This window comes from Pseudomonas sp. NPDC086566, assembly GCF_050280885.1.
Lineage (GTDB): Bacteria > Pseudomonadota > Gammaproteobacteria > Pseudomonadales > Pseudomonadaceae > Aquipseudomonas > Aquipseudomonas vlassakiae.
The window spans coordinates 127643-151745 of sequence record NZ_JBNNWD010000012.1; the positions used below are offsets into that span (position 1 = coordinate 127643).

Below are 24103 nucleotides of genomic sequence, written 5' to 3' on the forward strand. Positions count from 1 at the left end.
TTGGCCATTGCCGCGGCACAGGTGTGGCGCGAACATCATCGCAACGATGGATCAACTCCAAAAACAACAATTCAGGAGTCCGACGATGCGCGATTATGCCGAGGCCGCTCGTGCGTTCGACCATGCCCAGGCCGCTGCTGCGGCGCTGCATGGCGACCTCGATGCCCTCAATGCCTGTGTCGAATGCTGTGACCGCCATGCCGGCAAGGGCAAGCTGGCGCTGGTCCACGTGGATCGGGACGGCAACAGCACCCGCTACAGCTTCGATCAGCTTCAGGCGCAGACTGCCCGCTTCGCCAGTGTGCTCAGGGCCCAGGGCGTGGCGCCCGGTGACCGGGTCGCCGGGCTGATGCCACGCACGCCCGAGTTGCTGGTGACGATTCTCGCCACCTGGCGCCTGGGGGCAGTGTACCAGCCGCTGTTCACCGCGTTCGGCCCCAAGGCCATCGAGCATCGCCTGGAACAATCCCACGCCCGCGTCGTGGTCACCGACCGCCACAACCGCGCCAAGCTTGACGACGTACAAGGCTGCCCGACCGTGATCACGGTCGGGGCGCGCAGCGGCGAGCTGGACTTCCAGCACTGCCTGACCACCGCCACGGATAGCTGCGAGCCAGTCATGCGCTCGGGCAACGACCCGTTCCTGCTGATGTTTACCTCGGGCACCACCGGCCCGGCCAAACCCTTGGAAGTGCCGCTGCGTGCCATCGTCGCCTTCCAGGGTTACATGCGCGATGCCATCGACCTGCGACCCGAGGACAACTTCTGGAACCTGGCCGACCCGGGCTGGGCGTATGGCCTCTATTACGCGGTTACCGGCCCGCTGTCGCTGGGCCATGCCACGACCTTCTACGATGGCCCGTTCAGTGTCGAAAGCTGCGCGCGGGTGATTGACCAGTTGCACATTACCAACCTCGCCGGTTCGCCCACCGCGTACCGCCTGCTGATCGCCGCCGGCAATGATTTCTCGGCGCCGATCAAGGGCCGCCTGCGGGTGGTCAGCAGCGCGGGTGAACCGCTCAACCCGGAAGTCATCCGCTGGTTCGCCGATGAACTGGGGGTGACCATCCACGACCACTACGGGCAGACCGAACTGGGCATGGTGCTGTGCAACCATCATGGCTTGCAGCACCCGGTCCACCTGGGATCGGCCGGCTTTGCCATCCCCGGTCATCGCATCGTGGTGGTCGACGAGCAGGGCAGCGAACTACCGGCCGGGCAGCCGGGCATCCTCGCGGTGGACCGTGAACAATCACCGTTGTGCTGGTTTGGCGGTTACCACGGCCTGCCGACCAAGGCCTTCGTCGGCAAGTACTACCTCAGCGGTGATACCGTCGAGCTGAACGCGGACGGCAGCATCAGTTTCGTCGGCCGCAGCGACGACGTGATCACCACCTCCGGCTACCGGGTTGGCCCGTTCGACGTGGAAAGCGCGCTGATCGAACACCCGGCGGTGATTGAAGCGGCAGTGATCGGCAAGCCAGACCCTGAACGCACCGAGCTGATCAAGGCCTTCGTGGTCCTGGCCAGTGGTTACCAAGGCAGCGCCGAACTGGAGGAAACCCTGCGCCAGCACGTGCGCCAGCGCCTTTACGCCCACGCCTACCCCCGTGAAATCGAATTCGTCAGCGAGCTGCCCAAGACCCCGAGCGGCAAGCTGCAACGCTTCATCCTGCGCAACCAGGAAGTGGCCAAACAACACGCGCAGCAGGCCACCCCTGCCAGCGCCTGAGAAGGAACCGATCATGCACATAGCCAACAAACACTTCATCGTCAGCGGCGCCGCCTCCGGGCTGGGGGCCGCCACGGCGCAGATGCTGGTAGAAGCCGGCGCCAAAGTCATGCTGGTCGACCTCAATGCCCAGGCCGTCGAAGCCAAGGCCCGCGAACTGGGTGACCGTGCCTGCTTTGCCGTGGCTGACATCAGCGACGAGCAGGCCGCACAGGCAGCGGTCGATGCGGCTGTCAGCTCCTTTGGCAGCTTGCACGGGCTGGTCAACTGTGCCGGCATCGTCGGTGCCGAGAAAGTACTGGGCAAACAAGGCCCGCATGGCCTGGCGAGCTTCGCCAAGGTGATCAACGTCAACCTGGTCGGCAGCTTCAACCTGCTGCGCCTGGCCGCTGCAGCCATGGCGGAAGGTGCTGCCGATGACGGTGGCGAGCGCGGGGTGATCATCAACACCGCGTCCATCGCCGCTTATGACGGCCAGATCGGCCAGGCCGCCTACGCGGCGTCCAAAGGTGCCATCGCCAGCCTGACCCTGCCGGTCGCCCGCGAACTGGCACGTTTCGGCATCCGCGTGATGACCATCGCCCCGGGCATCTTCGAAACACCGATGATGGCCGGGATGACCGAAGAAGTGCGGGCTTCGCTCGCCGCTGGCGTGCCATTCCCGCCGCGCCTGGGCCGCCCGCAGGAGTACGCCGCACTGGCCCGCCACATTATCGAGAACAGCATGCTCAACGGCGAGGTGATCCGCCTCGACGGCGCACTGCGCATGGCTGCCAAGTAAGGAGACCGATCATGACCCTCGCCAATGACCCGATCGTTATCGTCAGCGCCGTGCGCACGCCCATGGGCGGCCTGCAGGGCGACCTCAAGAGCCTGACCGCGCCACAGCTGGGCAGCGCCGCCATTCGTGGGGCCGTGGAGCGTGCCGGTATCGATGCCGCCAGTGTCGAGCAGGTGCTGTTCGGCTGCGTGTTGCCCGCAGGCCTCGGCCAGGCCCCGGCCCGCCAGGCGGCACTTGGCGCCGGGCTGGACAAGCACACCACCTGCACCACCCTGAACAAGATGTGCGGCTCGGGCATGCAGGCGGCGATCATGGCCCATGACCTGTTGCTGGCCGGCAGCGCCGACGTGGTGGTAGCCGGTGGCATGGAAAGCATGACCAACGCGCCTTACCTGCTGGACAAGGCCCGCGGCGGCTATCGCATGGGCCACGGCAAGATCATCGACCACATGTTCATGGATGGCCTGGAAGACGCCTACGACAAGGGGCGTCTGATGGGGACTTTCGCCGAGGATTGTGCCCAGGCCAACGCCTTCAGCCGCGAAGCGCAGGACCAGTTCGCCATCGCCTCGCTGACCCGCGCCCAGGAAGCAATCAAAAGCGGGCGTTTCGCCGCCGAGATCGTGCCGGTGGAGGTCACCGAGGGCAAGGAGAAGCGCGTCATCAAGGACGATGAGCAGCCGCCAAAGGCGCGTCTGGACAAGATCCCTCAGCTCACGCCGGCCTTCCGCGAAGGTGGCACGGTGACGGCCGCCAACTCCAGCTCCATCTCCGACGGTGCTGCTGCACTGGTGCTGATGCGCCGGTCCGAAGCTGAAAAGCGGGGCCTCAAGCCTCTGGCGTTGATCCACGGCCATGCAGCCTTCGCCGACACCCCGGCACTGTTCCCGACCGCGCCGATCGGTGCCATCGACAAGCTGATGAAGCGCACGGGCTGGACCCTCGCTGATGTCGACCTGTTCGAGATCAACGAAGCGTTTGCCGTAGTGACGCTGGCGGCCATGAAGCACCTCGACCTGCCGCATGACAAGGTCAACATCCACGGCGGCGCCTGCGCGCTGGGCCACCCGATCGGTGCCTCGGGCGCGCGCATCCTGGTGACCCTGCTGTCGGCCCTGCGCCAGAACAACCTGCGTCGCGGCGTGGCAGCCATCTGCATCGGCGGCGGCGAGGCCACAGCCATGGCCGTCGAATGCCTGTACTGAGGTGAACCATGCTGGTAACTGACGAGCAACAACAGATCGCTGATGCGGTACGCGCCTTTGCCCAGGAGCGCCTGAAGCCGTTCGCCGAGCAATGGGACAAGGAACACCGTTTCCCGAAAGAGGCCATCGAGGAAATGGCCGGGCTCGGTCTGTTCGGCATGCTGGTGCCGGAGCAGTGGGGCGGCAGTGACACCGGTTACGTGGCGTATGCCATGGCGCTGGAAGAGATCGCTGCGGGTGATGGCGCCTGCTCGACCATCATGAGCGTGCACAACTCGGTGGGTTGCGTGCCGATCCTGCGCTTTGGCAACGAACAGCAGAAGGAGCAGTTTCTCAAGCCCCTGGCCATGGGTTCGATGCTTGGTGCATTCGCCCTGACCGAACCACAAGCCGGTTCCGATGCCAGCAGCCTGAAGGCCCGGGCAAGGCTTGAGGGGGAGCACTATGTGCTCACTGGCAGCAAGCAGTTCATCACCTCCGGGCAGAATGCCGGTGTCGTGATCGTCTTCGCCGTGACCGATCCGGATGCCGGCAAGCGCGGCATCAGTGCCTTCATCGTGCCTACCGATTCGCCGGGCTACCAAGTGGCGAGGGTCGAAGACAAGCTCGGCCAGCACGCCTCCGACACCTGTCAGATCGTCTTCGACAATGTGCGCGTGCCGGTGGCCAACCGCCTGGGCGCGGAAGGCGAGGGCTACAAGATCGCGCTGGCCAACCTCGAAGGTGGCCGTATCGGTATCGCTTCGCAGGCAGTGGGCATGGCCCGTGCGGCCTTCGAAGTGGCACGCGACTATGCCAACGAACGGCAAAGCTTCGGCAAACCGCTGATCGAACACCAGGCCGTGGCGTTCCGCCTGGCCGACATGGCGACCAGGATTGCCGTGGCCCGGCAGATGGTGCTGCATGCCGCCGCACTGCGCGATGCCGGGCGCCCGGCGCTGGTGGAAGCGTCGATGGCCAAGCTTTTCGCCTCGGAAATGGCCGAAAAGGTCTGTTCGGATGCCTTGCAGACCCTGGGCGGATATGGCTATCTGAGTGACTTCCCGCTGGAGCGGATCTACCGCGACGTTCGGGTCTGCCAGATCTACGAAGGCACCAGCGACATTCAGCGCATGGTCATTGCGCGCAATCTTTGAAGGAGCAGACTGCATGGCATTCGAAACCATCCTGTTGGACATCCACGGCAAGGTCGGCCTGATCACCCTCAACCGCCCGCAGGCGCTGAACGCACTGAACGCACAGATCGTCAGCGAGATCAACCAGGCCCTGGACCAGCTCGAGCGCGACCCGAACATCGGCTGCGTGGTGCTGACAGGTTCCGCCAAGGCCTTTGCCGCTGGCGCCGACATCAAGGAAATGGCCGAGCTGCAGTATCCGCAGATCTACGTCGAGGACCTGTTCAGCGATTCGGACCGCATCGCCAACCGGCGCAAGCCGATCATCGCTGCCGTGTCCGGTTTTGCCCTGGGCGGTGGCTGTGAGCTGGCGATGATGTGTGACTTCATCCTGGCCGCCGACAACGCCAAGTTCGGCCAGCCGGAAATCAACCTCGGCGTGCTGCCTGGCATGGGGGGCACCCAGCGCCTGACCCGGGCCGTGGGCAAGGCCAAGGCCATGGAGCTGTGCCTGACCGGCCGTCTGATGGGGGCTGAGGAAGCCGAGCGCGCTGGCTTGGTGGCGCGTATCGTGCCGCAGGCCGAGCTGGTTGAAGAGGCGTTGAAGGTGGCGGCGACCATCGCCAGCAAGTCGGTCCCGGTCAGCATGATGGTCAAGGAAAGCGTCAACCGAGCGTTCGAGGTCACCCTCAGTGAAGGCGTGCGCTTCGAACGTCGAGTGTTCCATGCCGCGTTTGCCACCGAAGACCAGAAAGAAGGGATGGCGGCGTTCATCGCCAAGCGCGAGGCGCAGTTCAAAGATCGTTGACAGGGGCAGGACAGCGTCCTGCTGCAGGTTGAACTTGATGTCGCCACGGCGTCCCTCGGGATACCGTGGCGAGTTCGTATTTATATCGGGCAAGGGTGCCAGCGGGCGGATTCCAAGCCATTTCGGGCAATTTCTCCCCTGATTGCTGTTGCTCATGACGGCTTGGCGCCTTAGACTGCCGCCCCCTGTAAAAGAGTGCCGGTTGGCGCTTGAAGAATTCCGTTGCCGATGCCAAAGCGTCGGCGGCACCCGAATCGCCCAAATGCACATTTTTTCATAGAGAATTCGATGACCAAGGAACAGTTGCTGGCCATGTCGGCCGATGACTACATGAACGCTGACCAGCTGGCTTTCTTTGCTGGCCTGCTGCAGGCGATGAAAGTCGAAACCCATGAGCGCATCGAGCTGAGCCGTGCCACCATCGAAGGCCTGGACACCCCGTCGGACCCTGCCGACGTGGCATCGGTCGAGGAAGAGCGCAGCTGGCTGGTGAATGCCATCGACCGCGATCAACGCTTGCTGCCGCAGCTGGAAATGGCGCTGGACCGCATCGCCGACGAGAGCTTCGGCTGGTGTGATGACAGCGGTGAGCCGATTGGCCTGAAACGCCTGCTCATCAGCCCGACCACCAAGTACTGCATCGAAGCCCAGGAGCGCCACGAGCAACTCGACCGCCACCAGCGTCAGGTCTGACCGGCTGCCTTGCGCCAGCCCCATGGAGCAATCCCTGGGGCTTTTTGCGTTTGTGCGGCGAAGACGTTTGCGCGTTTTGTTGCCCGGAACGTAACACTGCTGTACCGGGATGTGCTGTTTCAGGGCAGTCGGCGGGCGTATCATGGTCTCATCGTTAGGGTGCTATCTAAGTGCCGGAGGGGATGATGAACAGCCGAGTCGATGTCGCCGTGATGATCGGTTCAGGTGTGCCGGCAGGCTTGCAGGCACTGGGCAAGCGGGTGTGTTGGGTGGTCCTGGTCAATGGCGAGCGTCGTGGTACGGCGTTCGCCACCCGTAGCGAGGCCATGGAATGCCAAGCCGCCTGGTTGCAGATCATGCAGGATGGCCACGCCGCCTGAGGTCATTCAGGCTTCCAGGCTGCGGGCCAGTGCGCAGGCATCGCGGTGCAGTCGGCGAAAACCCTTGACCCTGCCAGTCGCACTTTCGGTCACGTGGAAGAATTCGATACCTGCGGGTATGACGACGTAGCGTGGCCTGTTGCTGACGTATGCGTGGTAAGAAATGTTCTTTACCTCTCGACGGATTTCGGTGTTTTCGTGCATATTCATTCCCCGGTAATGCGTTGATGGATAGCTGAGCCCGTTGTGCCAAGGGGCTTGCAGTTATCTATTGCATCTTTTCTGGCGGGTTGGTTGTCAGACATTACGCTTCCCTGACAGGGAATATGCCGAAAGCCTGTTTTGAGGCCACGTCTGGCAAGCCAGAGTAAAGTTTCCTGCGAGCTGCATCGCCAGCAGGCACAGACGTTTCGTGCATCACATTATTATTCTTTTCGCCTATCGAATTGAAATGGCCGCGCCTCACTGACTCCGAGTGAGGGCGGATGTCACCGGTTTGAGGATACTTCATTGGCAGTCAGTACACTGGATACCCACGCCTTGTTTGCCCTGGGCGATCTGCGCGGCAAATTGGCCAAGCTGTTTCAGGGCCGTTTCATCTATGTCACCGAACAGAACCCCGAAGGCCTTTACATGGCCGAGATCGATACCGAGAGCGCCTTGGTGGTCGATGACAAGCAGCGCCTCGAGCTGAAGGTCGGCGATCACTTTCGTGCTGCAGTTTTGCCTAGCCGCGAAGGTGGCAAACTGGAAATGCGCTTTCGCGACATCAAGCTGAACGTCTACGGTGTAGGCGACTACGCATTTGTTTCGGTGCCCGAAGGTGAGGGCATCGTGTTTCGCGAGGGCCACGGTGTGATGCTGGTGTTCGCCGCACAACAACAGGTTCAGGAAGGCCTGGGCAAGTTGCTCAAGGCGGTGACCGGCAAGGTCGCGAAGTGGCGCAAAGGCGAGCTGACTACCTTCAAGGCCAGTGAATGAACGAAGGTGACGAGGCGCCAGGAACGCGCGCCGAGTTTCATCGGCAGTACCAGGCGCAAGCCATGGCCGAGGCCGGGCGCCTGCTGGCGCAGCGTGAGGCGATGGGCTTGGGCTGGTTGACCTGGGTGGCGGCCCAGTTGTATCAGCTGAGCCCTGCGCCTTATGCCGCCATGGTACGTCGCGAGTTGCAGCGCCTGACCCAGGGCTGAGTACAGCCGCTTCAGTTGCCGCGATCCCGGCCGCTGCTGACTTCTTCCGGTACGGCTTCGTTCGCCATGCGCTTGCGGAACAGCGCCGCCCTGGCCAGCAACAGCGTTGTGACCGGCACAGTGATCGACAGCAGGATCGGAATCAGCCAGGCGTGCAGCACCGGGCTACCCTTGAGCCAGGAAAAGTAGATGATCGATGCCAGGGCCACGCACCAGGCGCCGATGGTCGATGCCAAGGCCGGCGGGTGCATGCGCTGGAAATAGTCTTTCAGGCGCAGCAGGCCAATGGCGCCGATCAGCGCGAAGAGGCTGCCGACCAGCAGCAGGGTGGCAGTCACCAGCTCCAGCCAGAACGGCAGTTCAAGGGTTTCGGTCATTCGATCACCTCACCACGCAACAGGAACTTGGCCAGGGCGAACGAGCCGACAAAGCCGAACAGGGCGATCAGCAATGCACCTTCGAAATAGGTGTCACTGGCATAGCGGATCCCCAGTACCAGCATCGTCAACATGCCCAGGATGTACAGGTAGTCCAGCGCCAGCACCCGGTCCTGTGCGGAGGGGCCGCGGAACAGCCGTATCAACGCCAGGCTCATGGCCAGGGCGAAGATGAACAGGCTGGCGAGGACTGCGTTGGCGAGCAGGCCTGTCATTCGAAAATCTCCATCAGCGGGCGTTCGTAGGTGAGCTTGAAGTGCTCGATGAAGGCGGCTTCGTCGTCAAGGTCGAACACATGCAGCAGCAGTACACTGCGGTCCAGGGCCAGCTCCGACCATACGGTGCCGGGCACCACCGTAGTGATCATCGACAGTGCCGCGAGGCCGTGGGCGTCGCGCAGGTCCAGTGGGATGTGCACGAATGCCGAGCGAGGTGGGCGTTTGCCGGCGCGTAGCACGCCGATGGCCACCAACAGGTTTGACTGGATGACATCGATGCCGACCCGGCCAATCAGCCTTGCTACCACCCAGGGTTTGCGCACATGCGCGTGCTGCGGGCGCAACGGTGCCATCAGCAGCGGGGCCAGCACGCCAAGCGCTGCGCCCAGCAACAGGTTGCCGGGACTGACCGAAAGGTTCAACAGCAGCCACAGCCCGAACAAGGCCATGGACAGCAGAGGCGCGGGGAACAGTCGGTTCATGGCTGCACCTCTGCGTCGAGTGTAGTCGGGCCGGGAATGGGCAGGGCGGCCATCACCGCTTCGATGTAGGCTTGCGGTGCCTGCAGGCTGGCCGCCGTGTCCTGGGTATAGCGCAGCAGCGGTTCGGCCCTGAAACTGAGGATGATGCACAGGCCGAGCAGGATCACGATCGGCAGGCACTCGTAGCGGCGCAGTACGGGCGACGGGCGCTCTTCGGGCTTCCAGAAACGCTGGATGCCGACCCGGCCAAAGGCGATCAGCGAGGCCATGCCCGAGACAATGAGCAAGGCCACCAGCGCCCAGCCTGCCACCGATAGCGGTTGTTCGGCTGGCATGCCCAGGCCTTGTGGATTGAACAGCGCGCTGATCAGGTTGAGCTTGCCAACGAACCCGGATAGCGGTGGCATGCCGATGATCAGCAGGGCGCAGGCGATGAAGCTGAGGCCAAGGAACGCCATGGTCCAGGGGATGATCTGGCCGATGACCGCCTTCTGCTCGTCGTCGAGGTTGATGCCTTTGGGTGGGTGCAGCGACTCGAGCGGTGGAGGCATGGCATCTTCTTCTTCCTCCAGTGGCGCTTCGTTGGCCGAGCGCGAGCGCTCGACCAGTTCGGCCAGCAGGAACAGCGCGCACAGCGCCAGGGTCGAGTTGACCAGGTAGAACAGCGCCGCGCCCGTAAGCGCCGGTTGGGCGAAACCGACCGCGCCGAGCAAGGTGCCGGCGGAAACCAGGATACTCAGTGCGGCCATGCGCTCCAGGCGCTGCGCGGCCAGTATCGACACCGCCGCCACAGCGAGGGTCGCCAGGCCGCCGTAGATCAGCCATTGCCCGCCAAAGTGCGCCGAGGCGCCTGCCTGCCCGGAGAACAGCAGGGTCCACAGGCGCAGTACGGCGTACAGGCCGACCTTGGTCATGATGGCAAACAGCGCCGCGACTGGCGCGCTGGCCGAGGCGTAGGCGGGTACCAGCCAGAAATTCAGCGGCCAGATGCCGGCCTTGGCCAGGAAGGCCATGGCCAGGATCGCTGCACCTGCATGCAGCAGGCCACGGTCGGCTTCCGGCACCAGAGGGATCTTCAGGGCGAGGTCGGCCATGTTGAGGGTGCCGGTCACGCCATACAGCATCGCCGCCCCGACCAGGAACAGCGATGAAGCGAACAGGTTGATGGCGATGTAATGCAACCCGGCACGCACCCGTGCACGGCCAGAACCGTGCAGCAGCAGGCCATAGGAGGCGGCCAGCAAGACTTCGAAGAACACGAACAGGTTGAACAGGTCGGCGGTGAGGAAGGCGCCATACAGGCCCATCAGCTGAATCTGGAACAACGCGTGGAAGCTGGCGCCGGCGCCATCCCAGCGGGCGCGGGCGAACAGCAGGGCACTGAAGCCGATGACGCCCGTCAGGGTCAGCAGCAGTGCGGAAAGATGATCCACCACCAGCACGATGCCAAATGGCGCGGGCCAGTTGCCTGGAAGGTAGACGCCGATCGATTCCGCCTGCCCCTGGGTGCGTACCCATAGCAGTAAGCTCACGGCGATGGCCAGGCCGGTGAAGGTCGACAGCAGGTTCAGGCGCGCCTTGACCCGCCGATGCTTTTCGCCAAGCAGCAGCATCACTGCGGCAGTCAGCAGCGGTAGCAGGATAGGGGCGACGATCAGTTGACTCATGCCACTCATTCGTCACGCTCCCGGCCATCCACATGGTCGGTGCCGGTCAGGCCACGCGACGCCAGCAGCACCACCAGGAACAGCGCGGTCATGGCAAAGCTGATGACAATGGCCGTGAGCACCAACGCCTGTGGCAGCGGGTCGGTGTAGTGCAGTAGGTCCTGAGTCACGCCTTCCTTGATGATCGGCTCCTTGCCAATGAACAGGCTACCCATGCTGAAGATGAACAGGTTGACCCCATACGACAGCAGGCACAGGCCCATGATCACCTGATAGGTCCGAGGGCGCAGAATCAACCACACCCCCGAGGCGGCCAGTACACCGATGGCGACTGCAATGACTTCTTCCATCAGGCGGCTCCTGCTTGGCTGGATTGCGACGGGCTGCCCGGGCGGTAGGCGCGCACCGACTGGTGCGCGAGGGCGGTGAGGATCAGCAGGGTCGAGCCGACCACCACGGTGAACACGCCGATGTCGAAGAACAGCGCGCTGGCCACGTGCACATCGCCGAGCAGTGGCAGGTGCAGGTGGGCGGTATGGGTGGTGAGGAACGGATAGCCGAGCAGCATGGCGCCAGCTCCGGTCAGGGTTGCACAGAGCAGCCCGGTGCCCATCCAGCGCAGCGGCCGCAGGCTCATTTGTGCCTCGACCCACTGGGTGCCGGCCACCATGTATTGAAGGATGAACGCCACCGACATCACCAGGCCGGCGACGAAGCCGCCGCCAGGCTGATTATGGCCGCGCATGAACAGGTACATCGAGACCAGCAGGGCGATCGGCAGCAGCAGGCGCACCAGCACCGCCGGCACCATCATGAAGCCCAGGGCGGTGTCGGTGGCATGCCGCGGGTTGATCAGGTCGGTGACCACGTCCGGCGCCAGCTGACGCTGCTGCGCAGGTAACTGCATGCTCTCTTTCGGCGGACGGAAGCGCCGCAGCAGGGCGAACACAGTCAGCGCCACGGCCACCAGCACGGTGATCTCGCCGAGGGTGTCGAAGCCGCGGAAATCCACCAGCATCACGTTGACCACATTGGTCCCACCGCCTTGTGGCAAGGCACGGCTGAGGTAGAACGAAGAAATGTCGTTGGGTGTCGGCCGGGTCAGCATGGAGTAGGACAGCACGGCCATGCCGCCGCCGACCAGCATCGCCAGCAGCAGGTCGCGCAGGCGGCGGGCACGGGCACGGTCGAGGCTGCCAGGTAGCGGCGACACACCTTCGATCCGCCGTGGCAACCAGCGCAGGCCAAGCAGGATCAGCACCGTGGTGACCACTTCGACCACCAGTTGGGTCAGGGCCAGGTCAGGGGCGGAGAACCAGACGAAGGTGATGCAGGTCATCAGGCCACAGACACCGACCATGATCAGCGCGGCCAAGCGATGGTACTTGGCCTGATAGGCAGCCCCGATGGCACAGGCGATAGCGATCAGCCACAGCGCGACGAACACCCCGGAACCCGGGATCTTCGGCCGGTCACCCCAGCTCAGGCCGCTGTACAGCATCGGCGAGAGGCCTGCGATGAAGGCGGCCAGTACCAGCATGAACAGCTGCGACTGCAGACGGCGGCTGGTCAGCATCCGCTCAATGCGCCGCGATAGCAGCATCAGCCGGACCTGACCGTGTTCGAACAGGCGCTTGCCATTGAAGCGCTCGATCAGCGGTGGGTACGGGAAGCGCCCAAGGCGCAGCTGGTTGCGCAACAGCAGGTAGAGCACGATACCGCCGCACATGGCTGCCAGGCTCATCATCAACGGGGCATTCCAGCCGTGCCAGATGGCCAGGCTGTATTCCGGCAGCGTGCCACCCACCACCGGCAGGGCAGCGGCGGCCAGCAGCGGGCCGACTGACTGGGCCGGGAAAATGCCCACTACCAGACAGGTGAGTACCAACAGTTCGACCGGTGCGCGCATCCAGCGGGGCGGTTCGTGTGGCGTGTGCGGCAGGTCCTCTGCCGTAGGCCCGAAAAATACATCGACAGTGAAGCGCAGGGCGTAGGCGACGCTGAAGGTCCCGGCAAGGGTGGCAATCACCGGCAGGGTCGCTTCGACCCAGGCGGTGGAGCTGATGAACACGGTTTCGGCGAAGAACATTTCCTTGGACAGGAAGCCGTTCATCAGCGGCACGCCGGCCATCGAGGCGCTGGCCACCATGGCCAGTGTCGCGGTATAGGGCACCAGGCGCATAAGGCCGCTCAGGCGACGGATGTCACGGGTGCCGCTTTCATGGTCAATGATGCCTGCGGCCATGAACAACGAGGCCTTGAAGGTGGCGTGGTTGAGAATGTGGAACACGGCGGCGACCGCTGCCAGCGGGCTGTTGAGGCCCAGCAGCAGGGTGATCAGGCCCAGGTGGCTGATGGTCGAATAGGCCAGCAGGCCCTTGAGGTCGTTCTGGAACATCGCGGCGAAGGCACCCAGCAACAGGGTGATGGCACCCGCGCCGCCCACTATCCAGAACCATTCTTCGGTGCCCGACAGCACTGGCCAGAGGCGGGCCAGCAGGAACACGCCTGCCTTGACCATGGTCGCCGAGTGCAGATAGGCGGAAACCGGCGTGGGTGCTGCCATGGCATGAGGCAGCCAGAACTGGAAGGGGAATTGCGCACTCTTGCTCAATGCGCCGATCAGGATAAGGGGCAGCAGCACCGGATACAGGGCGTGCTGGCGGATGGTTTCGCCGGCAGCCAGGACCTTGTCCAGGTCGTAGCTGCCGACCACATGGCCGAGCAGCAGGGCCCCGACCAGAAGGCACAGGCCACCGGCTCCGGTGACCATCAAGGCCATGTAGGCGCCGCGGCGGGCGTCGGCGCGGTGATGCCAGTAACCGATCAGCAGGAACGAGAACAGGCTGGTCAGTTCCCAGAAGAACACCAGCTGGATCAGGTTGCCGGAAATCACCAGGCCGAGCATGGCGCCCATGAATGCCAGGAAGAAGGCAAAGAAGCGCGGCACCGGGTCTTGTGGCGACATGTAGTACCGGGCATACAGCGACACCAGCGCGCCGATACCGAGTACCAGCAATGAGAACAGCCAGGCGAAACCGTCCATGCGCAGGACCAGGTTCAGGCCCAGGCTGGGCAGCCACAGCAGTTCTTCGCGGATAACCCCGCCATCGACAACCTGAGGGTACAGCAGTGCTACCTGGACGGTGCCGGCCAGGGCCACGAGTCCAGCCAGGATGGACTCGGCGTTACGTGCGTTGTGCGGCAGCGCAGCTGCCAGGCAACTGCCCAGGAACGGCAGAAGCAGTAGCACTATCAATGACATAGCGTTCTATTCTGGAAAGGTTTGCAAGGATCATACGTGCCGGGCCGTTGATCACCAACACGCAAGCTGTCGCAGAATCCTACAAAAGCGCTGTGACAAGCTGTTTTTTTATAACAGTTTTTTACAGAGCATAGACGCTGCCGGGCGCTTCACAGGCCGGCTTCAGTTTCGTGCGGGGCTGGCGCCTCAAGGGCATTGCTGCTTTCACGGTTGCGCCGGATCTTGAGTTCGCTCACCACCACGGCAATGACGATCAGCAACCCGCCGATCAGTGCGATGCCTGGCAAGCGCTCGCCAGCGATGCGCCCAACGATGCCGGCCCATACCGGCTCGCCCGCGTAGATCAGCGTGGCGCGGGTGGGTGAAACCGACTTCTGTGCCCAGTTCATCGCCACCTGTATCACCGCGCTCATGGCGCCAAGGCCCAACGCGCTGAGCAACAGCAACCAGGAAAAGTCGGGCAGACGCTCCTGGGTCGGCACGATCATCAGGAACGCCAGCAGCGAAGCGGTCGCCAACTGCACCACGGTGACCCGGCGCACATCGACCTGGCCGGCGAAGCGGCTGATCAGGATGATCTCGGCGGCGATGGCCACGGCGCTCACCAGGGTTACCACTTCACCTTCGCTGAAGTGCAGCGCGCCGCCTTCGGGGCCGGCAAGCAGCATCAGGCCGACGAACGCCAGGCAGATGCCGATGCTCGGCATCAGCCCTGGTCGGCGGCCCAGCACCAGCCATTGGAGCAATGGCACGAACGGCACATAGAGTGCCGTGATGAATGCCGACTGGCTGCTGCTGATGGTTTGCAAGCCCATGGTCTGCAGGCCGTAGCCCAGCATGATGGAAGCGCCGATCAGCACGCCGGCTTTCAGTTCGGTGAAGGTCAGGCCGGACAATGCACGCGCTGATGCCAGGCCGACAAACAGTGCCGCTGCTGCGAAGCGCAGGCCGACGAAGAACATCGGGCCGCTCACGGTCATGACGTTGTGCACCAGCAAGAAAGTACCGCCCCACAGCATGGTGATGAACACCAGCACCATTTCGGCCTTGCTCAGGCGAAAGGAGACTGCTGTTTGAGGGCTGCTGGTCGGTTGGCTCATGGTCTTGCGCACTCGGAGGGAGCGGCGCACAATCGCCGCAAAGTGGGCAGTATACTGCGCAATCCGTACAAGCGAGCAATATAGTGCACAAAGATTCCGCGCACCGCGCCTCGGTGCTACAGCATGTCAGCCTCAATGTGCGCAGCCTGCGCAATGCGAACGGGCTGAGCCAGAGCGCCCTGGCCGAACGCTCCGGGGTTAGCCGGCGAATGCTGGTGGCGATCGAGGCGGGCGAGAAGAACGTCAGTCTGACGACCCTCGACCTGATTGCCGAGGCCCTGGGGGTCGCCTTCAGTACCCTGATCCAGGCCCCCGGGCAACGCGACCCCAGCCGCATCGACGAACTGGCCTGGACGGGCAAGCACCCGCAGAGCAAGGCCGTGCTGTTGGCCAGCAGCAGTGCCCGGCGCGAAGTCGAAATCTGGGAATGGACCCTCGCGCCTGGCGAGTGCTACACCAGCGGAGCCGATGCCGAGGGCTGGAGTGAGCAGATTTATGTGGCCGAAGGCCAGTTGACGCTGATTATCGAAGGCGCCGAGCACTGCCTGCAGATCGGGCAGTTCCATGTGTTCCCCAGCAACTGCCGCTATGCCTATCGCAATGATGGGGCAGTGCCCGTGCGCTTTGTGCGTAATGTGGTGATCTGACGCCTTTGAGGGTCAACTGTTTAGCAGCTCGTCGGTCTTGACCACCTTGGCATAGGCGAACGCCAACGCCGCCATGGCCGAGTCGTGCACATGGGCGGCTGGTACCTGCTTGCCCTCGAACTTTAGCGGCAAGGTGGCGCAGGCATCGTGGGCCACGGTGACGTCGAAGCCGAAGTCGGCGGCGGCGCGGGAGGCGGCATCGATGCACATGTGGCTCATGCTGCCGACGATGGTCACAGCCTTGACCTGATGCCGGTCCAGTGTCTGCTTGAGATCGGTACCGAGGAAGGCGTTGACCTTGTGCTTGAGCACGACCGGCTCGCCTGCTGCAGGCGCCACCTTGTCGTGGATGGCTGCGCCCTCGGAGCCTGGCGCGAAGAAGGGTGCATCGGCGCTCTCGAACTCATGCTTCACATGCACCACCAGGTCACCCTTGGCGCGTGCTGCAGCGAGCAGGCGGGCGGCGTTGTCAGCTGCCTGGTCGGCCCCCTCCAGGGTCCATTTGCCGCCGGGGAAATAGTCATTCTGGATGTCGATGATGATCAGGGCCTGCTTGCTCATGCTGCCTCCTGTGGCAGTAGTCGTTGGATGACGATAGTTATAGGCTGTGGGCATCGACTTGAGGATTGGCGCGATCGACACAATGACGGCAAAAACTGACAGCCCCGGCAACCTGGAGATCGGCCTGCTGCACTACCCGGGCGCGCAGCGGGCGGCGTTGCATGGCCTGAGCGACGTGTTCAGTGTGGCCAATCGCATGGTCGCCGAGCTGGGCGCCGACGGGCTGCCGCAGATCCGGGTCAGCCACTGGCAGCTCGATGAGGCAGGGCTGTTGCAGCGCATCGAGGACGGCCTTGGCACAGCGAGCGAGGCACCGCGGGTGTTGATCATTCCACCGAGCCTGGAGGCGACACCGCCGCCGGACCTGCTCGAACGTCACCGGCAGCCGTTGTGCCAATGGCATGGCCAAGGCACGGTGATGGCGTCGGTGTGCATCGGCGTGTTCTTCCTCGCCGCCAGTGGCCTGCTCGATGGGCGGGCAGCCAGTTCTCACTGGAATTACGCGCAGACCCTTGGCGAGCGCTACCCCAAGGTCCATGTCGAGGCCAATCTGCCGCTGCTGGATGACGGTGACATCATTACCTCCGCTGGCCTAATGGCATGGACCGAACTGGGGTTGCGCCTGCTGGAGCGCTATTTCGGCGCATCGGTGGCCTGGGAGACGGCGCGTTACCTGTCCGTCGAGCCGGTCAGCAGCCCTTTGCCGGGAGCGCTGTTCAGCCCGCGCCTGGATCATGGCGACGAGGCGGTGCTGAAAGTTCAGCACTGGTTGCAGGCAGCGGGTGCGCGAGACGCCGACCTCGCCGGCATGGCCACTTGTGCCGGGCTTGAGGTGCGCACATTCCTGCGGCGCTTTCGCGCGGCCACCGGCCTGAAGCCTACCGAGTACTGTCAGCAAGTGAGGGTCAGGCGCGCCTGCCGAATGCTGGAGTTCACCCGGCGCACGGTCGAGCAGATCGCCTGGGGGGTGGGTTATCAGGACCCGGGGGCGTTTCGCAAGGTGTTCCAACGCATTACCGGGCTGACGCCCAGCGAGTATCGGCAGCGCTTGGCCTTGCCTGGCTCAGGGTAGATGCGGCCCCGGCCCTTCGTCAGCCAGATGATCCTGGCGATTGCGCAGCGGGCATTCCTTCAGCGACATGCAACCGCAGCCGATGCAGCCGTCGAGCTGATCGCGCAGCCTGACCATCTCGTCGATCCTGTGGTTCAGATCCTCACGCCAGCGTGCCGATAGGCGCCGCCAGTCTTCGGCGGTCGGGGTGTGATCGTTGGGCAGGGTGGCCAACGCCGAGGCAATCTCGGCCAGCGCAATGCCCAGGCGCTGGGCCATCTTGATCACCGCGACCCGGCGCAGCATTGCCCTTGGGTAGCGCCTTTGGTTGCCTGCATTACGGGTGCTCCGGATCAGGCCCTTGGTTTCGTAGAAATGCAGTGCAGTCACCGCCACGCCGCTGCGAGCGGCCAGCTGGCCGACGCTGAGCAGCTTTTCCGTGGCAGTGGGAGATGGGTTAGGCATGGGAAAAAACGCTTGACCTTGAGTTAACTGGAGGTTTTACCCTGCTGGCCATTCCGAATCAAGCGTCCGCAGCAAGGAGACACGCGATGACGGCCACCCCGCATTCCCTGTGGTTCACCCAGATGATCGAATATGAAGTGCCCGCTTCCCGCCAGGTGGCGCTGGCTGAGGCACTGGTTACGCGCAGTGAGGAGTTGGCTGTGCGATGCCAAGGTTTGCAAAGCGTCAGCATCCAGGCCAGTGACGATGGCAGCCGGGTCCTGCAATGCCTGCAATGGCAATCACGCCAGGCCTGGGTGGCTGCGGCGGAGTGCTTTGCCGAGGAGCCTTTTTTCGACCTGCTTAGCCGCCATCAGGCGCGTGGGGTCAACTTTTCCGCCTATCAGGCGTTGCGCAGTCTGATACGCGGGGCTGATGGCGGGCTGCATTGCCAGATTGGCGACCCTCAGGCGTACCAGGGGGCGTAGTGCGGGTAGCGGTCAAGGCGTGCGCCGACCACCATCTCGCTGACCCATGCGGCCAAAATCGAGCTATAGGCCTTCTGGCTCTGTTCACTCGATAGTGCATGATCGGCACCGTCGACGATGCGATGGGTCAGCGAATGAGCGCTGACGAATGCCGAGCGGTAGCTCATCAGTGTGGCGTGGGGCACGTAGTCATCCTGCTCCGATTCGACCAGCAGCACATCGCCGGAAAACTCGGCACAGGCCGCCAACGCACGGTTGTCGGAAGGGCCGAGCAGGCGTAAGCGGTAATCGTTCAGGCGCTGGCGATCGAGCGCCTGTTTGGGCATGTTCCATTCGTCATCCCAGTACATCGCTGGCACCCGCAACGCCAGCCACTTCACCGGCCGCTGCAAGGTCAGCAAGGTAGCCAGGTAGCCACCGTAGCTGCTGCCAATGATGGCGATGGCGCCGCTGTCCACCGCAGGGTGGCTTACCAGCCGATCGTAGGCAGCCAGCAGGTCCTTGAGGTTCTGCTCACGGGTGACGGTCAGGCGCTGGCTTTCGGTTTTCGCGTGGCCGCGCAGGTCGAAGGTCATGCACACGCAGCCCAAGCCCGTGATGTGCCGGGCGCGCGCCAGGTCGCGCTGTTGGCTGCCGCCCCAGCCGTGGACGAAGAGAATGCCGGGCATCTTGCTGCCGGGGCTGACCAGCGTGCCGACGATGCTGTCATCCTCGACCTGCAGTTCCACGGTTTCACTCTGAATGCTCATGCTGGCGAATCCGTGCGTATTTGCTGAGTTGTCCGAGTTCACTGTCGTTTCCTTGATAGAAGAGGGTGGCGTCAGCGGGCAAGTAGGGCGTGCCGAATACTTCATGGGTGGAGGCGCGTACTTGCAGCAGCGCCGGATCGTCGGCGAATGCCTGCAGTGCCAGGAGCTCCGCGCTGCTGGCTCCCCCTAAACGCCACGATTGTTCGAGCACGCCGCTGCGCACATGGCCATCGGCGGTAATGCCGCGGGCGATGTCGTAGTTGCGCCGCGATGCAATGAAGCCCGGGAAGTGCTGCTCGGCGGCTTGCTCGTAGGCCATGGCCTGGGTGATCGCAAGGTGCAGGTGATCTTCCAGGGGGCGTTGCAGCAGGGCGGGGTAGTCACCGCGCACCACGACCAGTTCCGAGCCACCGTAGACCTCGGTACCTTGGTGATCACGGGTCAGCTGCTGGGTGCCGTGATAGCTGCAGATCAGGCCCCCGACGCGGACCTGGCCGACACTGAAGGTCTCGACCTTGCTCAGGTCTTCTTCCAGCACCAAGCCCCACAGGGCAAGGTCCCGTTCATCGATATTGCTCAACAGCGGTTCCAGTTGATCCGCCTCGAAGATGACGTGCTGGCCCCGGCCCGCGCTCGCCAGCACTGGCTTGACCCGCACGGGACCATCGCGCAGTAGCATTCGGGTGGCGCGCCGGGCATCGGCCTTGCTGAAAACGGTGTAGCCGCGGAGTAATGCTTTGCTCGCCTGGCGGGCGAAGGCATCGGTCCAGCCCGGTGGGAATTGGGCATCGGCCGGTAACGGGTGGGAAATGGCTTTGGTCGCCATGTAAGGGTGGCTGACCAGTCCTCCGAACAGGTCGTGCTCGCTGCGAATGCCCATGGCGGCATAACGCTCAGGGCCAACCAGGGTTTCGGTAGGCAGGTAATAGTAGTGCGTGTCTGCCTTGGCAGGCGCGTCGGGCAGTACGGCATGGCAACCCAGCAGCCGGGCCAGGCGGTCCGCCAGTTTCACCTGCACGGCATGTTCATGTTCCGGGGTATGCTCGCGGGTGTCGAGCAGTACCACGGCGGTCTTCGGGTGACGGGCACTGGGCATGGGCATCTGCCTGTGTGCAGTGGATGTACAGGTTGTGAAGCCACTGTCCCCGGTAAGTTCAGCTGGATGTGACTGATGGTCCCGGCTCGGTTACAGGAAGCGTCTTGTTTGCAGGTGGTGCGATGGGCATAGCGTGCCGTGAGCCGGTCGCCGCGATTGCGGGACTGTTGCGGCTGTTCCATTATCCTCTACCTGGAATAACCACGATGTCACCGCAGGAGTGCGCATGAACGTTCAGACCACGATTGAGCAAAGTGTGCCGGAGCGCTTGGCGCGCGTGCGCGCAGTCATGGCCCGGGAGGGGGTCGATGCCCTGTTGGTGCCGTCGGCCGACCCACACCTTTCCGAGTATCTGCCGGGCTACTGGCAAGGGCGTCGGTGGCTGTCGGGCTTTGAGGGTTCGGTAGGCACGTTGGTGGTGACCGCAGACTTTGCCGGGGTGTGGGTCGACAGCCGTTACTGGGAGCAAGCCGAGAAGGAGCTGGCCGGAAGCGGCATCATCTTGATGAAGCTGTTGCCAGGCAAACCAGGCGCGTTGGAATGGCTGGGTGACAATGTTCAGCCCAAAGGTACCGTGGCCGTGGACGGCGCAGTCATGGCGCTGGCTTCGGCGCGCCAGCTCGAAGAGCGGCTCAAGGCCCGCGAGGCGCGACTGGTAACCGATCGGGACTTGCTCGCCGAAGTATGGGAAAGGCGACCGGCGCTGCCTGCCAGGCCGATCTATCAGCACCTGCCGCCCCACGCCACGGTCAGCCGGGCCGAGAAGCTACGCCAGTTACGGGCAACGCTGCAGGAAAAGGGAGCTGATTGGCACTTCATCGCGACGCTGGACGACATCGCCTGGCTGTTCAACCTGCGCGGCAGCGATGTGTCCTACAACCCGGTTTTCGTTGCCTTTGCACTGATCGGCAAGGACCAGGCGATACTCTTCGTCGGCGCCGGTAAGCTCGATGACCACTTGCGCCACGTACTTGCGGTCGACAACATCGAGGTGCGCGATTACTCCGCTGTTCGCCAGGCGTTGGCTGAGCTGGCCCCGCATAGCCGACTGCTGGTCGACCCGACTCGTGTGACCTGTGGCTTGCTCAAGCCTCTGGATGCTCAGGTTCAACTGATCGAAGGGCTGAACCCCACCACCCTGAGCAAGTCGTGCAAAGGTGAAGAGGAACTGGTGCATGTCCGCCACGCCATGGAGCAGGATGGCGCTGCCTTGTGCGAATTCTTCGCCTGGTTCGAGGCGCACCAGGGCCAGGAAGTCATCACCGAATTGACCGTCGACGAGCAGTTGAGCGCTGCGCGTGCCCGCCGGCCAGGCTTCGTCTCGCTGAGCTTTTCGACCATTGCGGCGTTCAACGGCAATGGTGCGATGCCGCATTACCGCGCCACCGAACAGTCCCATGCGGTCATCGAAGGTGACGGCCTGCTGTTGATCGATTCCGGTGGGCAGTATCTGGGGGGCACCACCGACATCACGCGGATGGTTCCGGTGGGCACGCCAAGCGTCATGCAAAAGCAGGATTGCACGCGCGTTCTCAAGGGCATGATTGCCTTGTCGCGTGCCAGCTTCCCGCGTGGCATCCTGTCACCCTTGCTTGATGCCATTGCACGGGCGCCGATCTGGGCAGACCAGGTGGACTATGGTCACGGTACCGGGCATGGCGTTGGCTACTTCATGAACGTGCACGAAGGTCCACAGGTGATTGCCTACCAGGCCGCAACCTCGCCTCAGACGGCAATGCAGATGGGCATGATCAGCTCGATCGAGCCGGGGACCTACCGGCCGGGTGCCTGGGGTGTGCGCATCGAGAACCTGGTGGCGAACCGCGACGCGGGCAAGAGCGCGTTCGGTGAGTTCCTGTGCTTCGAGACGCTGACGCTGTGCCCTATCGATACGCGCTGCTTGCTTCCCGAAATGTTGACCCAGGAAGAGCGGGATTGGCTGAACCAGTATCACGCAACGGTGCTCGAGCGCTTGGCTCCGTTGCTGCAAGGTGCTTCGCTGGATTGGCTGAAGGCGCGCACGGCGCCGCTTTGACGGATTGCCGACAATCGGTGCATAAAAGGGCAGCTCGCGGGCTGCCCTTCATTATTTACAGATGACGATCATGCTGCGGCTGGTGTAGCCGGCCGGGTTGATGCCGAACAGGTAGTCCCCGGGCTCCTCGTCGGTGTCGCCGGAACGGGCGACCACCTTGTAGCCGCGAGAGCTGCAGGAAGTGGCCGCTTTGCTGTAACACTTGTCCCACGACGAAGACAGGCCAGAGCAATTGATATGCAGGCCTTTCCTCCCCTTTTTGACCTCAGTCTTGGCCGTTGCGGCGCATCCGGCTATCGCCAAGACGGCCAGGATGAGCAAAATACGTTTCATTCCTGTCCTTAAATGCACGGGCTGATCAACTGCCTGGCCCTGTCGTTATCGCTTCGGTTTTCCTGAATCTTCCTCGGCTTCCGTGTCCGCACAAGTAGATAGCGTAAAGATTATGATTTTGTGACAGCTTAATCAGCGAGGCGAGTGGGGACAATCATTAATCGCGCCTCAATGGAAATCCTTCTCAAATCAGTCTGAGGCGACTGCTGGATTTGCCTCACGACGCATGGACAACGTGGCGCCTACGGAGGCTGCGATGATGGCAAGAATGGCCAGCCACTGGGTGGTGCTTAGCACTTCGCCGAGGAATAGCAGGCCTGACAGCGCGCCAATCGCCGGTTCGATACTCATCAGCGTGCCGAAGGTGCGGGCTGGCATGCGGGTCAGGGCGACCATTTCCAGGCTATAGGGCAGGGCGGTCGAAAGTACGGCGACACCCAGTGCCAGGGGAATAACGGCAGGGGTGAGCAATGCAGTTCCGGCGTGAACGATGCCGACAGGAGCGACGAACAGGGCCGCGACCACCACGCCGAGGGCGGCACTTTGGATGCCATGTTCGGCGCCGGCACGCTGGCCAAACAGAATATACAGTGCCCAGCACACCCCCGCGCCCAACGCATAGGCCGCACCCTGCAGGTCTAGCGGCTGGCCACCTTGCCCGACTGGCAGCAGCAACAACAGGCCCGCGACTGCCAGCGCAATCCACACGAAGTCCAGCGCACGGCGCGAGGCAAACAGTGCGACGGCCAGGGGGCCGGTGAACTCCAGGGCCACAGCGATGCCTAGCGGTGTGGTCTGCAGTGACATATAGAAGAGAAAGTTCATGCCGCCCAGTGACATGCCGTAGATGACGACGTTGCGCAGGGTGTTGGCGGTCATGCGTGCCCGCCACGGTCGCAGGATCAGCAGCATGATGATGCTGGCGAAGATCAGGCGCAGGGTGGTAGTGCCTTGAGCGCCAATGATAGGGAACATGCTTTTGGCCAATGAGGCGCCGGACTGGATCGAGGCCATCGCAATCAGCAGCAGGCCGATCGGGAAGAGGGTGGCGGCCAAGCTGCGTGGCTGTGTGTTCATTTATGCGCGGCTATCCTTGGAAGGTATGCGGGAGTGAGCAATATAGTGCGCAATTGCTTGGGTGCGGTGCAAGGGGGGTGGGGAGCGGGTTTGTTTTGCGAGTGGCCTGCCTTAGCCTTCTGCGCTTGGTATCCCTGATCTGCCTTTTTCAATTTCTTGAAATTAAAGATTGACGGGGTTTCGAATCGCCTTATAATGCGCCCCACTTCCAGCGACATCGGAACGGCAAACTCATTGAGATTCAAAGAGTTAGACGATTCGGCAGGTGCTGAAAGGGCTTCGATCGGTTGATCGATAGCGGTTGAAATGAAGGTTGACAGCGGTTTTAAACGCTGTATTATTCGCCTCCCGCTACGAGTGATCGCAGCGAGCCAAGTGTTTGAAGCTAAACGAGTTTCTCGCAAAAAACTTCAAAATAAACGCTTGACAGGCTCTGAGGAAAGCGTAGAATGCTCGCCTCGGTTGAGACGAAAAGCTCTTAACCAAACGCTCTTTAACAAATCGAATCAAGCAATTCGTGTGGGTGCTTGTGAGTACGGACTGATAGTC

Annotated in this window: 28 protein-coding genes; 14 read left to right on the forward strand and 14 right to left on the reverse strand. The window is 63.0% G+C overall.

Annotated elements, in window-relative coordinates; translation table 11 throughout:
• Positions 1-85 precede the first annotated feature (85 nt).
• The 7 genes from ACQKPS_RS24530 (at position 86) to ACQKPS_RS24560 (ending at position 6714) form a co-directional block, all read left to right on the forward strand.
• A complete protein-coding gene (locus ACQKPS_RS24530) occupies positions 86-1732 on the forward strand; it encodes an AMP-binding protein (protein ID WP_427605774.1) in 1647 nt (548 codons plus the stop codon).
• Between the two features lie 13 nt (positions 1733-1745).
• A complete protein-coding gene (locus tag ACQKPS_RS24535) occupies positions 1746-2513 on the forward strand; it encodes an SDR family NAD(P)-dependent oxidoreductase (RefSeq protein WP_254484670.1) in 768 nt (255 codons plus the stop codon).
• Positions 2514-2524: 11 nt separating this feature from the next.
• Positions 2525-3718 carry an acetyl-CoA C-acyltransferase gene (locus ACQKPS_RS24540; RefSeq protein WP_427605775.1) on the forward strand — a complete coding sequence of 398 codons (1194 nt, stop codon included), beginning with the start codon at positions 2525-2527 and terminating at the stop codon, positions 3716-3718.
• A gap of 8 nt (positions 3719-3726) precedes the next feature.
• Positions 3727-4854 carry an acyl-CoA dehydrogenase gene (locus ACQKPS_RS24545; protein ID WP_313201819.1) on the forward strand — a complete coding sequence of 376 codons (1128 nt, stop codon included), beginning with the start codon at positions 3727-3729 and terminating at the stop codon, positions 4852-4854.
• Positions 4855-4867: 13 nt separating this feature from the next.
• A complete protein-coding gene (locus ACQKPS_RS24550; protein ID WP_176506455.1) occupies positions 4868-5641 on the forward strand; it encodes an enoyl-CoA hydratase in 774 nt (257 codons plus the stop codon).
• 288 nt (positions 5642-5929) lie between these two features.
• The gene (locus ACQKPS_RS24555; RefSeq protein ID WP_003259022.1) at positions 5930-6334 is read left to right on the forward strand and encodes a TraR/DksA family transcriptional regulator; all 405 of its coding nucleotides are present in this window, start codon (positions 5930-5932) and stop codon (positions 6332-6334) included.
• Positions 6335-6519: 185 nt separating this feature from the next.
• The gene (locus ACQKPS_RS24560) at positions 6520-6714 is read left to right on the forward strand and encodes a hypothetical protein (RefSeq protein ID WP_313201818.1); all 195 of its coding nucleotides are present in this window, start codon (positions 6520-6522) and stop codon (positions 6712-6714) included.
• Positions 6715-6720: 6 nt separating this feature from the next.
• On the opposite strand, the gene ACQKPS_RS24565 is transcribed toward ACQKPS_RS24560, so the two are convergent.
• Positions 6721-6918, reverse strand: a complete 198-nt coding sequence (locus ACQKPS_RS24565) for a hypothetical protein (RefSeq protein WP_313201817.1) — start codon at positions 6916-6918, stop codon at positions 6721-6723.
• 306 nt (positions 6919-7224) lie between these two features.
• Between ACQKPS_RS24565 and ACQKPS_RS24570 the strand changes: the two genes are divergently transcribed.
• On the forward strand, positions 7225-7695 hold the full coding sequence (locus tag ACQKPS_RS24570) for a hypothetical protein (RefSeq protein ID WP_054884001.1): 471 nt from the start codon (positions 7225-7227) through the stop codon (positions 7693-7695).
• Positions 7692-7904, forward strand: a complete 213-nt coding sequence (locus tag ACQKPS_RS24575) for a hypothetical protein (protein ID WP_254484680.1) — start codon at positions 7692-7694, stop codon at positions 7902-7904. The genes ACQKPS_RS24570 and ACQKPS_RS24575 overlap by 4 nt, the downstream gene beginning before the upstream one ends.
• An 11-nt stretch (positions 7905-7915) precedes the next feature.
• Here the strand turns inward: ACQKPS_RS24575 and ACQKPS_RS24580 are convergent, their stop codons facing one another.
• The 7 genes from ACQKPS_RS24580 to ACQKPS_RS24610 form a co-directional block, all read right to left on the reverse strand.
• Positions 7916-8281 (reverse strand): Na+/H+ antiporter subunit G, encoded by a 366-nt coding sequence (locus ACQKPS_RS24580; protein ID WP_283724709.1) that lies wholly within the window; start codon positions 8279-8281, stop codon positions 7916-7918.
• Positions 8278-8556 (reverse strand): K+/H+ antiporter subunit F, encoded by a 279-nt coding sequence (locus ACQKPS_RS24585; protein WP_254484684.1) that lies wholly within the window; start codon positions 8554-8556, stop codon positions 8278-8280. The genes ACQKPS_RS24580 and ACQKPS_RS24585 overlap by 4 nt, the downstream gene beginning before the upstream one ends.
• Complete coding sequence (locus ACQKPS_RS24590) at positions 8553-9041, reverse strand: Na+/H+ antiporter subunit E (protein ID WP_254484686.1); 489 nt, start codon at positions 9039-9041, stop codon at positions 8553-8555. The genes ACQKPS_RS24585 and ACQKPS_RS24590 overlap by 4 nt, the downstream gene beginning before the upstream one ends.
• The gene (locus ACQKPS_RS24595) at positions 9038-10717 is read right to left on the reverse strand and encodes a monovalent cation/H+ antiporter subunit D (protein ID WP_427605776.1); all 1680 of its coding nucleotides are present in this window, start codon (positions 10715-10717) and stop codon (positions 9038-9040) included. The genes ACQKPS_RS24590 and ACQKPS_RS24595 overlap by 4 nt, the downstream gene beginning before the upstream one ends.
• On the reverse strand, positions 10714-11058 hold the full coding sequence (locus ACQKPS_RS24600; protein WP_012315281.1) for a Na+/H+ antiporter subunit C: 345 nt from the start codon (positions 11056-11058) through the stop codon (positions 10714-10716). The genes ACQKPS_RS24595 and ACQKPS_RS24600 overlap by 4 nt, the downstream gene beginning before the upstream one ends.
• Positions 11058-13973 (reverse strand): monovalent cation/H+ antiporter subunit A, encoded by a 2916-nt coding sequence (locus ACQKPS_RS24605; protein WP_254484690.1) that lies wholly within the window; start codon positions 13971-13973, stop codon positions 11058-11060. Before ACQKPS_RS24605 ends, ACQKPS_RS24600 begins: the two co-directional genes overlap by 1 nt.
• 149 nt (positions 13974-14122) lie before the next feature.
• A complete protein-coding gene (locus ACQKPS_RS24610) occupies positions 14123-15073 on the reverse strand; it encodes a DMT family transporter (RefSeq protein ID WP_427605777.1) in 951 nt (316 codons plus the stop codon).
• Positions 15074-15156: 83 nt separating this feature from the next.
• On the opposite strand from ACQKPS_RS24610, the gene ACQKPS_RS24615 reads away from it, so the two are divergent.
• Positions 15157-15720 (forward strand): helix-turn-helix domain-containing protein, encoded by a 564-nt coding sequence (locus ACQKPS_RS24615; protein ID WP_254484694.1) that lies wholly within the window; start codon positions 15157-15159, stop codon positions 15718-15720.
• A gap of 12 nt (positions 15721-15732) precedes the next feature.
• Here the strand turns inward: ACQKPS_RS24615 and ACQKPS_RS24620 are convergent, their stop codons facing one another.
• Positions 15733-16281, reverse strand: coding sequence for a cysteine hydrolase family protein (locus tag ACQKPS_RS24620; RefSeq protein ID WP_427605778.1), 549 nt, complete (start codon positions 16279-16281; stop codon positions 15733-15735).
• 82 nt (positions 16282-16363) lie between these two features.
• Here ACQKPS_RS24620 and ACQKPS_RS24625 point away from each other — a divergent pair, with 82 nt between their 5' ends.
• Positions 16364-17353, forward strand: coding sequence for a GlxA family transcriptional regulator (locus ACQKPS_RS24625; protein ID WP_427605779.1), 990 nt, complete (start codon positions 16364-16366; stop codon positions 17351-17353).
• Here ACQKPS_RS24625 and soxR read toward each other — a convergent pair.
• On the reverse strand, positions 17345-17797 hold the full coding sequence (soxR, locus tag ACQKPS_RS24630) for a redox-sensitive transcriptional activator SoxR (protein ID WP_254484698.1): 453 nt from the start codon (positions 17795-17797) through the stop codon (positions 17345-17347). The genes ACQKPS_RS24625 and soxR overlap by 9 nt on opposite strands.
• A gap of 86 nt (positions 17798-17883) precedes the next feature.
• Here soxR and ACQKPS_RS24635 point away from each other — a divergent pair, with 86 nt between their 5' ends.
• Entirely contained in the window at positions 17884-18264 is a 381-nt protein-coding gene (locus ACQKPS_RS24635; protein ID WP_427605781.1) for an antibiotic biosynthesis monooxygenase, read from the forward strand.
• On the opposite strand, the gene ACQKPS_RS24640 is transcribed toward ACQKPS_RS24635, so the two are convergent.
• Positions 18243-19013: an alpha/beta hydrolase family protein gene (locus ACQKPS_RS24640; RefSeq protein ID WP_254484706.1), complete on the reverse strand. Its 771-nt coding sequence runs from the start codon at positions 19011-19013 to the stop codon at positions 18243-18245. The genes ACQKPS_RS24635 and ACQKPS_RS24640 overlap by 22 nt on opposite strands.
• Positions 18997-20115 (reverse strand): DUF3182 family protein, encoded by a 1119-nt coding sequence (locus tag ACQKPS_RS24645; RefSeq protein ID WP_427605783.1) that lies wholly within the window; start codon positions 20113-20115, stop codon positions 18997-18999. The genes ACQKPS_RS24640 and ACQKPS_RS24645 overlap by 17 nt, the downstream gene beginning before the upstream one ends.
• 220 nt (positions 20116-20335) lie before the next feature.
• On the opposite strand from ACQKPS_RS24645, the gene ACQKPS_RS24650 reads away from it, so the two are divergent.
• A complete protein-coding gene (locus ACQKPS_RS24650) occupies positions 20336-22144 on the forward strand; it encodes an aminopeptidase P family protein (protein WP_254484710.1) in 1809 nt (602 codons plus the stop codon).
• Between the two features lie 51 nt (positions 22145-22195).
• Here ACQKPS_RS24650 and ACQKPS_RS24655 read toward each other — a convergent pair whose 3' ends face one another.
• The gene (locus tag ACQKPS_RS24655) at positions 22196-22477 is read right to left on the reverse strand and encodes a hypothetical protein (protein WP_254484712.1); all 282 of its coding nucleotides are present in this window, start codon (positions 22475-22477) and stop codon (positions 22196-22198) included.
• A gap of 189 nt (positions 22478-22666) precedes the next feature.
• Entirely contained in the window at positions 22667-23554 is an 888-nt protein-coding gene (gene rhtA, locus ACQKPS_RS24660) for a threonine/homoserine exporter RhtA (protein WP_427605786.1), read from the reverse strand.
• 306 nt (positions 23555-23860) lie between these two features.
• Between rhtA and ACQKPS_RS24665 the strand changes: the two genes are divergently transcribed.
• On the forward strand, positions 23861-24103 hold a 243-nt coding region (locus ACQKPS_RS24665), incomplete at its 3' end, for a hypothetical protein (protein ID WP_427605788.1).

Coding starts and splice junctions, on each gene's coding strand:
- ACQKPS_RS24625 (WP_427605779.1), top strand. CDS start 16,364: ATGACGGCAAAAACTGACAGCCCCGGCAACCTGGAGATCGGCCTGCTG.
- ACQKPS_RS24635 (WP_427605781.1), top strand. CDS start 17,884: ATGACGGCCACCCCGCATTCCCTGTGGTTCACCCAGATGATCGAATAT.
- soxR (WP_254484698.1), bottom strand. CDS start 17,797: ATGCCTAACCCATCTCCCACTGCCACGGAAAAGCTGCTCAGCGTCGGC.
- ACQKPS_RS24580 (WP_283724709.1), bottom strand. CDS start 8,281: ATGACCGAAACCCTTGAACTGCCGTTCTGGCTGGAGCTGGTGACTGCC.
- ACQKPS_RS24655 (WP_254484712.1), bottom strand. CDS start 22,477: ATGAAACGTATTTTGCTCATCCTGGCCGTCTTGGCGATAGCCGGATGC.
- ACQKPS_RS24600 (WP_012315281.1), bottom strand. CDS start 11,058: ATGGAAGAAGTCATTGCAGTCGCCATCGGTGTACTGGCCGCCTCGGGG.
- ACQKPS_RS24555 (WP_003259022.1), top strand. CDS start 5,930: ATGACCAAGGAACAGTTGCTGGCCATGTCGGCCGATGACTACATGAAC.
- ACQKPS_RS24545 (WP_313201819.1), top strand. CDS start 3,727: ATGCTGGTAACTGACGAGCAACAACAGATCGCTGATGCGGTACGCGCC.
- ACQKPS_RS24645 (WP_427605783.1), bottom strand. CDS start 20,115: ATGCCCATGCCCAGTGCCCGTCACCCGAAGACCGCCGTGGTACTGCTC.
- rhtA (WP_427605786.1), bottom strand. CDS start 23,554: ATGAACACACAGCCACGCAGCTTGGCCGCCACCCTCTTCCCGATCGGC.
- ACQKPS_RS24590 (WP_254484686.1), bottom strand. CDS start 9,041: ATGAACCGACTGTTCCCCGCGCCTCTGCTGTCCATGGCCTTGTTCGGG.
- ACQKPS_RS24610 (WP_427605777.1), bottom strand. CDS start 15,073: ATGAGCCAACCGACCAGCAGCCCTCAAACAGCAGTCTCCTTTCGCCTG.
- ACQKPS_RS24575 (WP_254484680.1), top strand. CDS start 7,692: ATGAACGAAGGTGACGAGGCGCCAGGAACGCGCGCCGAGTTTCATCGG.
- ACQKPS_RS24620 (WP_427605778.1), bottom strand. CDS start 16,281: ATGAGCAAGCAGGCCCTGATCATCATCGACATCCAGAATGACTATTTC.
- ACQKPS_RS24550 (WP_176506455.1), top strand. CDS start 4,868: ATGGCATTCGAAACCATCCTGTTGGACATCCACGGCAAGGTCGGCCTG.
- ACQKPS_RS24605 (WP_254484690.1), bottom strand. CDS start 13,973: ATGTCATTGATAGTGCTACTGCTTCTGCCGTTCCTGGGCAGTTGCCTG.
- ACQKPS_RS24560 (WP_313201818.1), top strand. CDS start 6,520: ATGAACAGCCGAGTCGATGTCGCCGTGATGATCGGTTCAGGTGTGCCG.
- ACQKPS_RS24565 (WP_313201817.1), bottom strand. CDS start 6,918: ATGCACGAAAACACCGAAATCCGTCGAGAGGTAAAGAACATTTCTTAC.
- ACQKPS_RS24640 (WP_254484706.1), bottom strand. CDS start 19,013: ATGAGCATTCAGAGTGAAACCGTGGAACTGCAGGTCGAGGATGACAGC.
- ACQKPS_RS24540 (WP_427605775.1), top strand. CDS start 2,525: ATGACCCTCGCCAATGACCCGATCGTTATCGTCAGCGCCGTGCGCACG.
- ACQKPS_RS24530 (WP_427605774.1), top strand. CDS start 86: ATGCGCGATTATGCCGAGGCCGCTCGTGCGTTCGACCATGCCCAGGCC.
- ACQKPS_RS24595 (WP_427605776.1), bottom strand. CDS start 10,717: ATGAGTGGCATGAGTCAACTGATCGTCGCCCCTATCCTGCTACCGCTG.
- ACQKPS_RS24650 (WP_254484710.1), top strand. CDS start 20,336: ATGAACGTTCAGACCACGATTGAGCAAAGTGTGCCGGAGCGCTTGGCG.
- ACQKPS_RS24535 (WP_254484670.1), top strand. CDS start 1,746: ATGCACATAGCCAACAAACACTTCATCGTCAGCGGCGCCGCCTCCGGG.
- ACQKPS_RS24585 (WP_254484684.1), bottom strand. CDS start 8,556: ATGACAGGCCTGCTCGCCAACGCAGTCCTCGCCAGCCTGTTCATCTTC.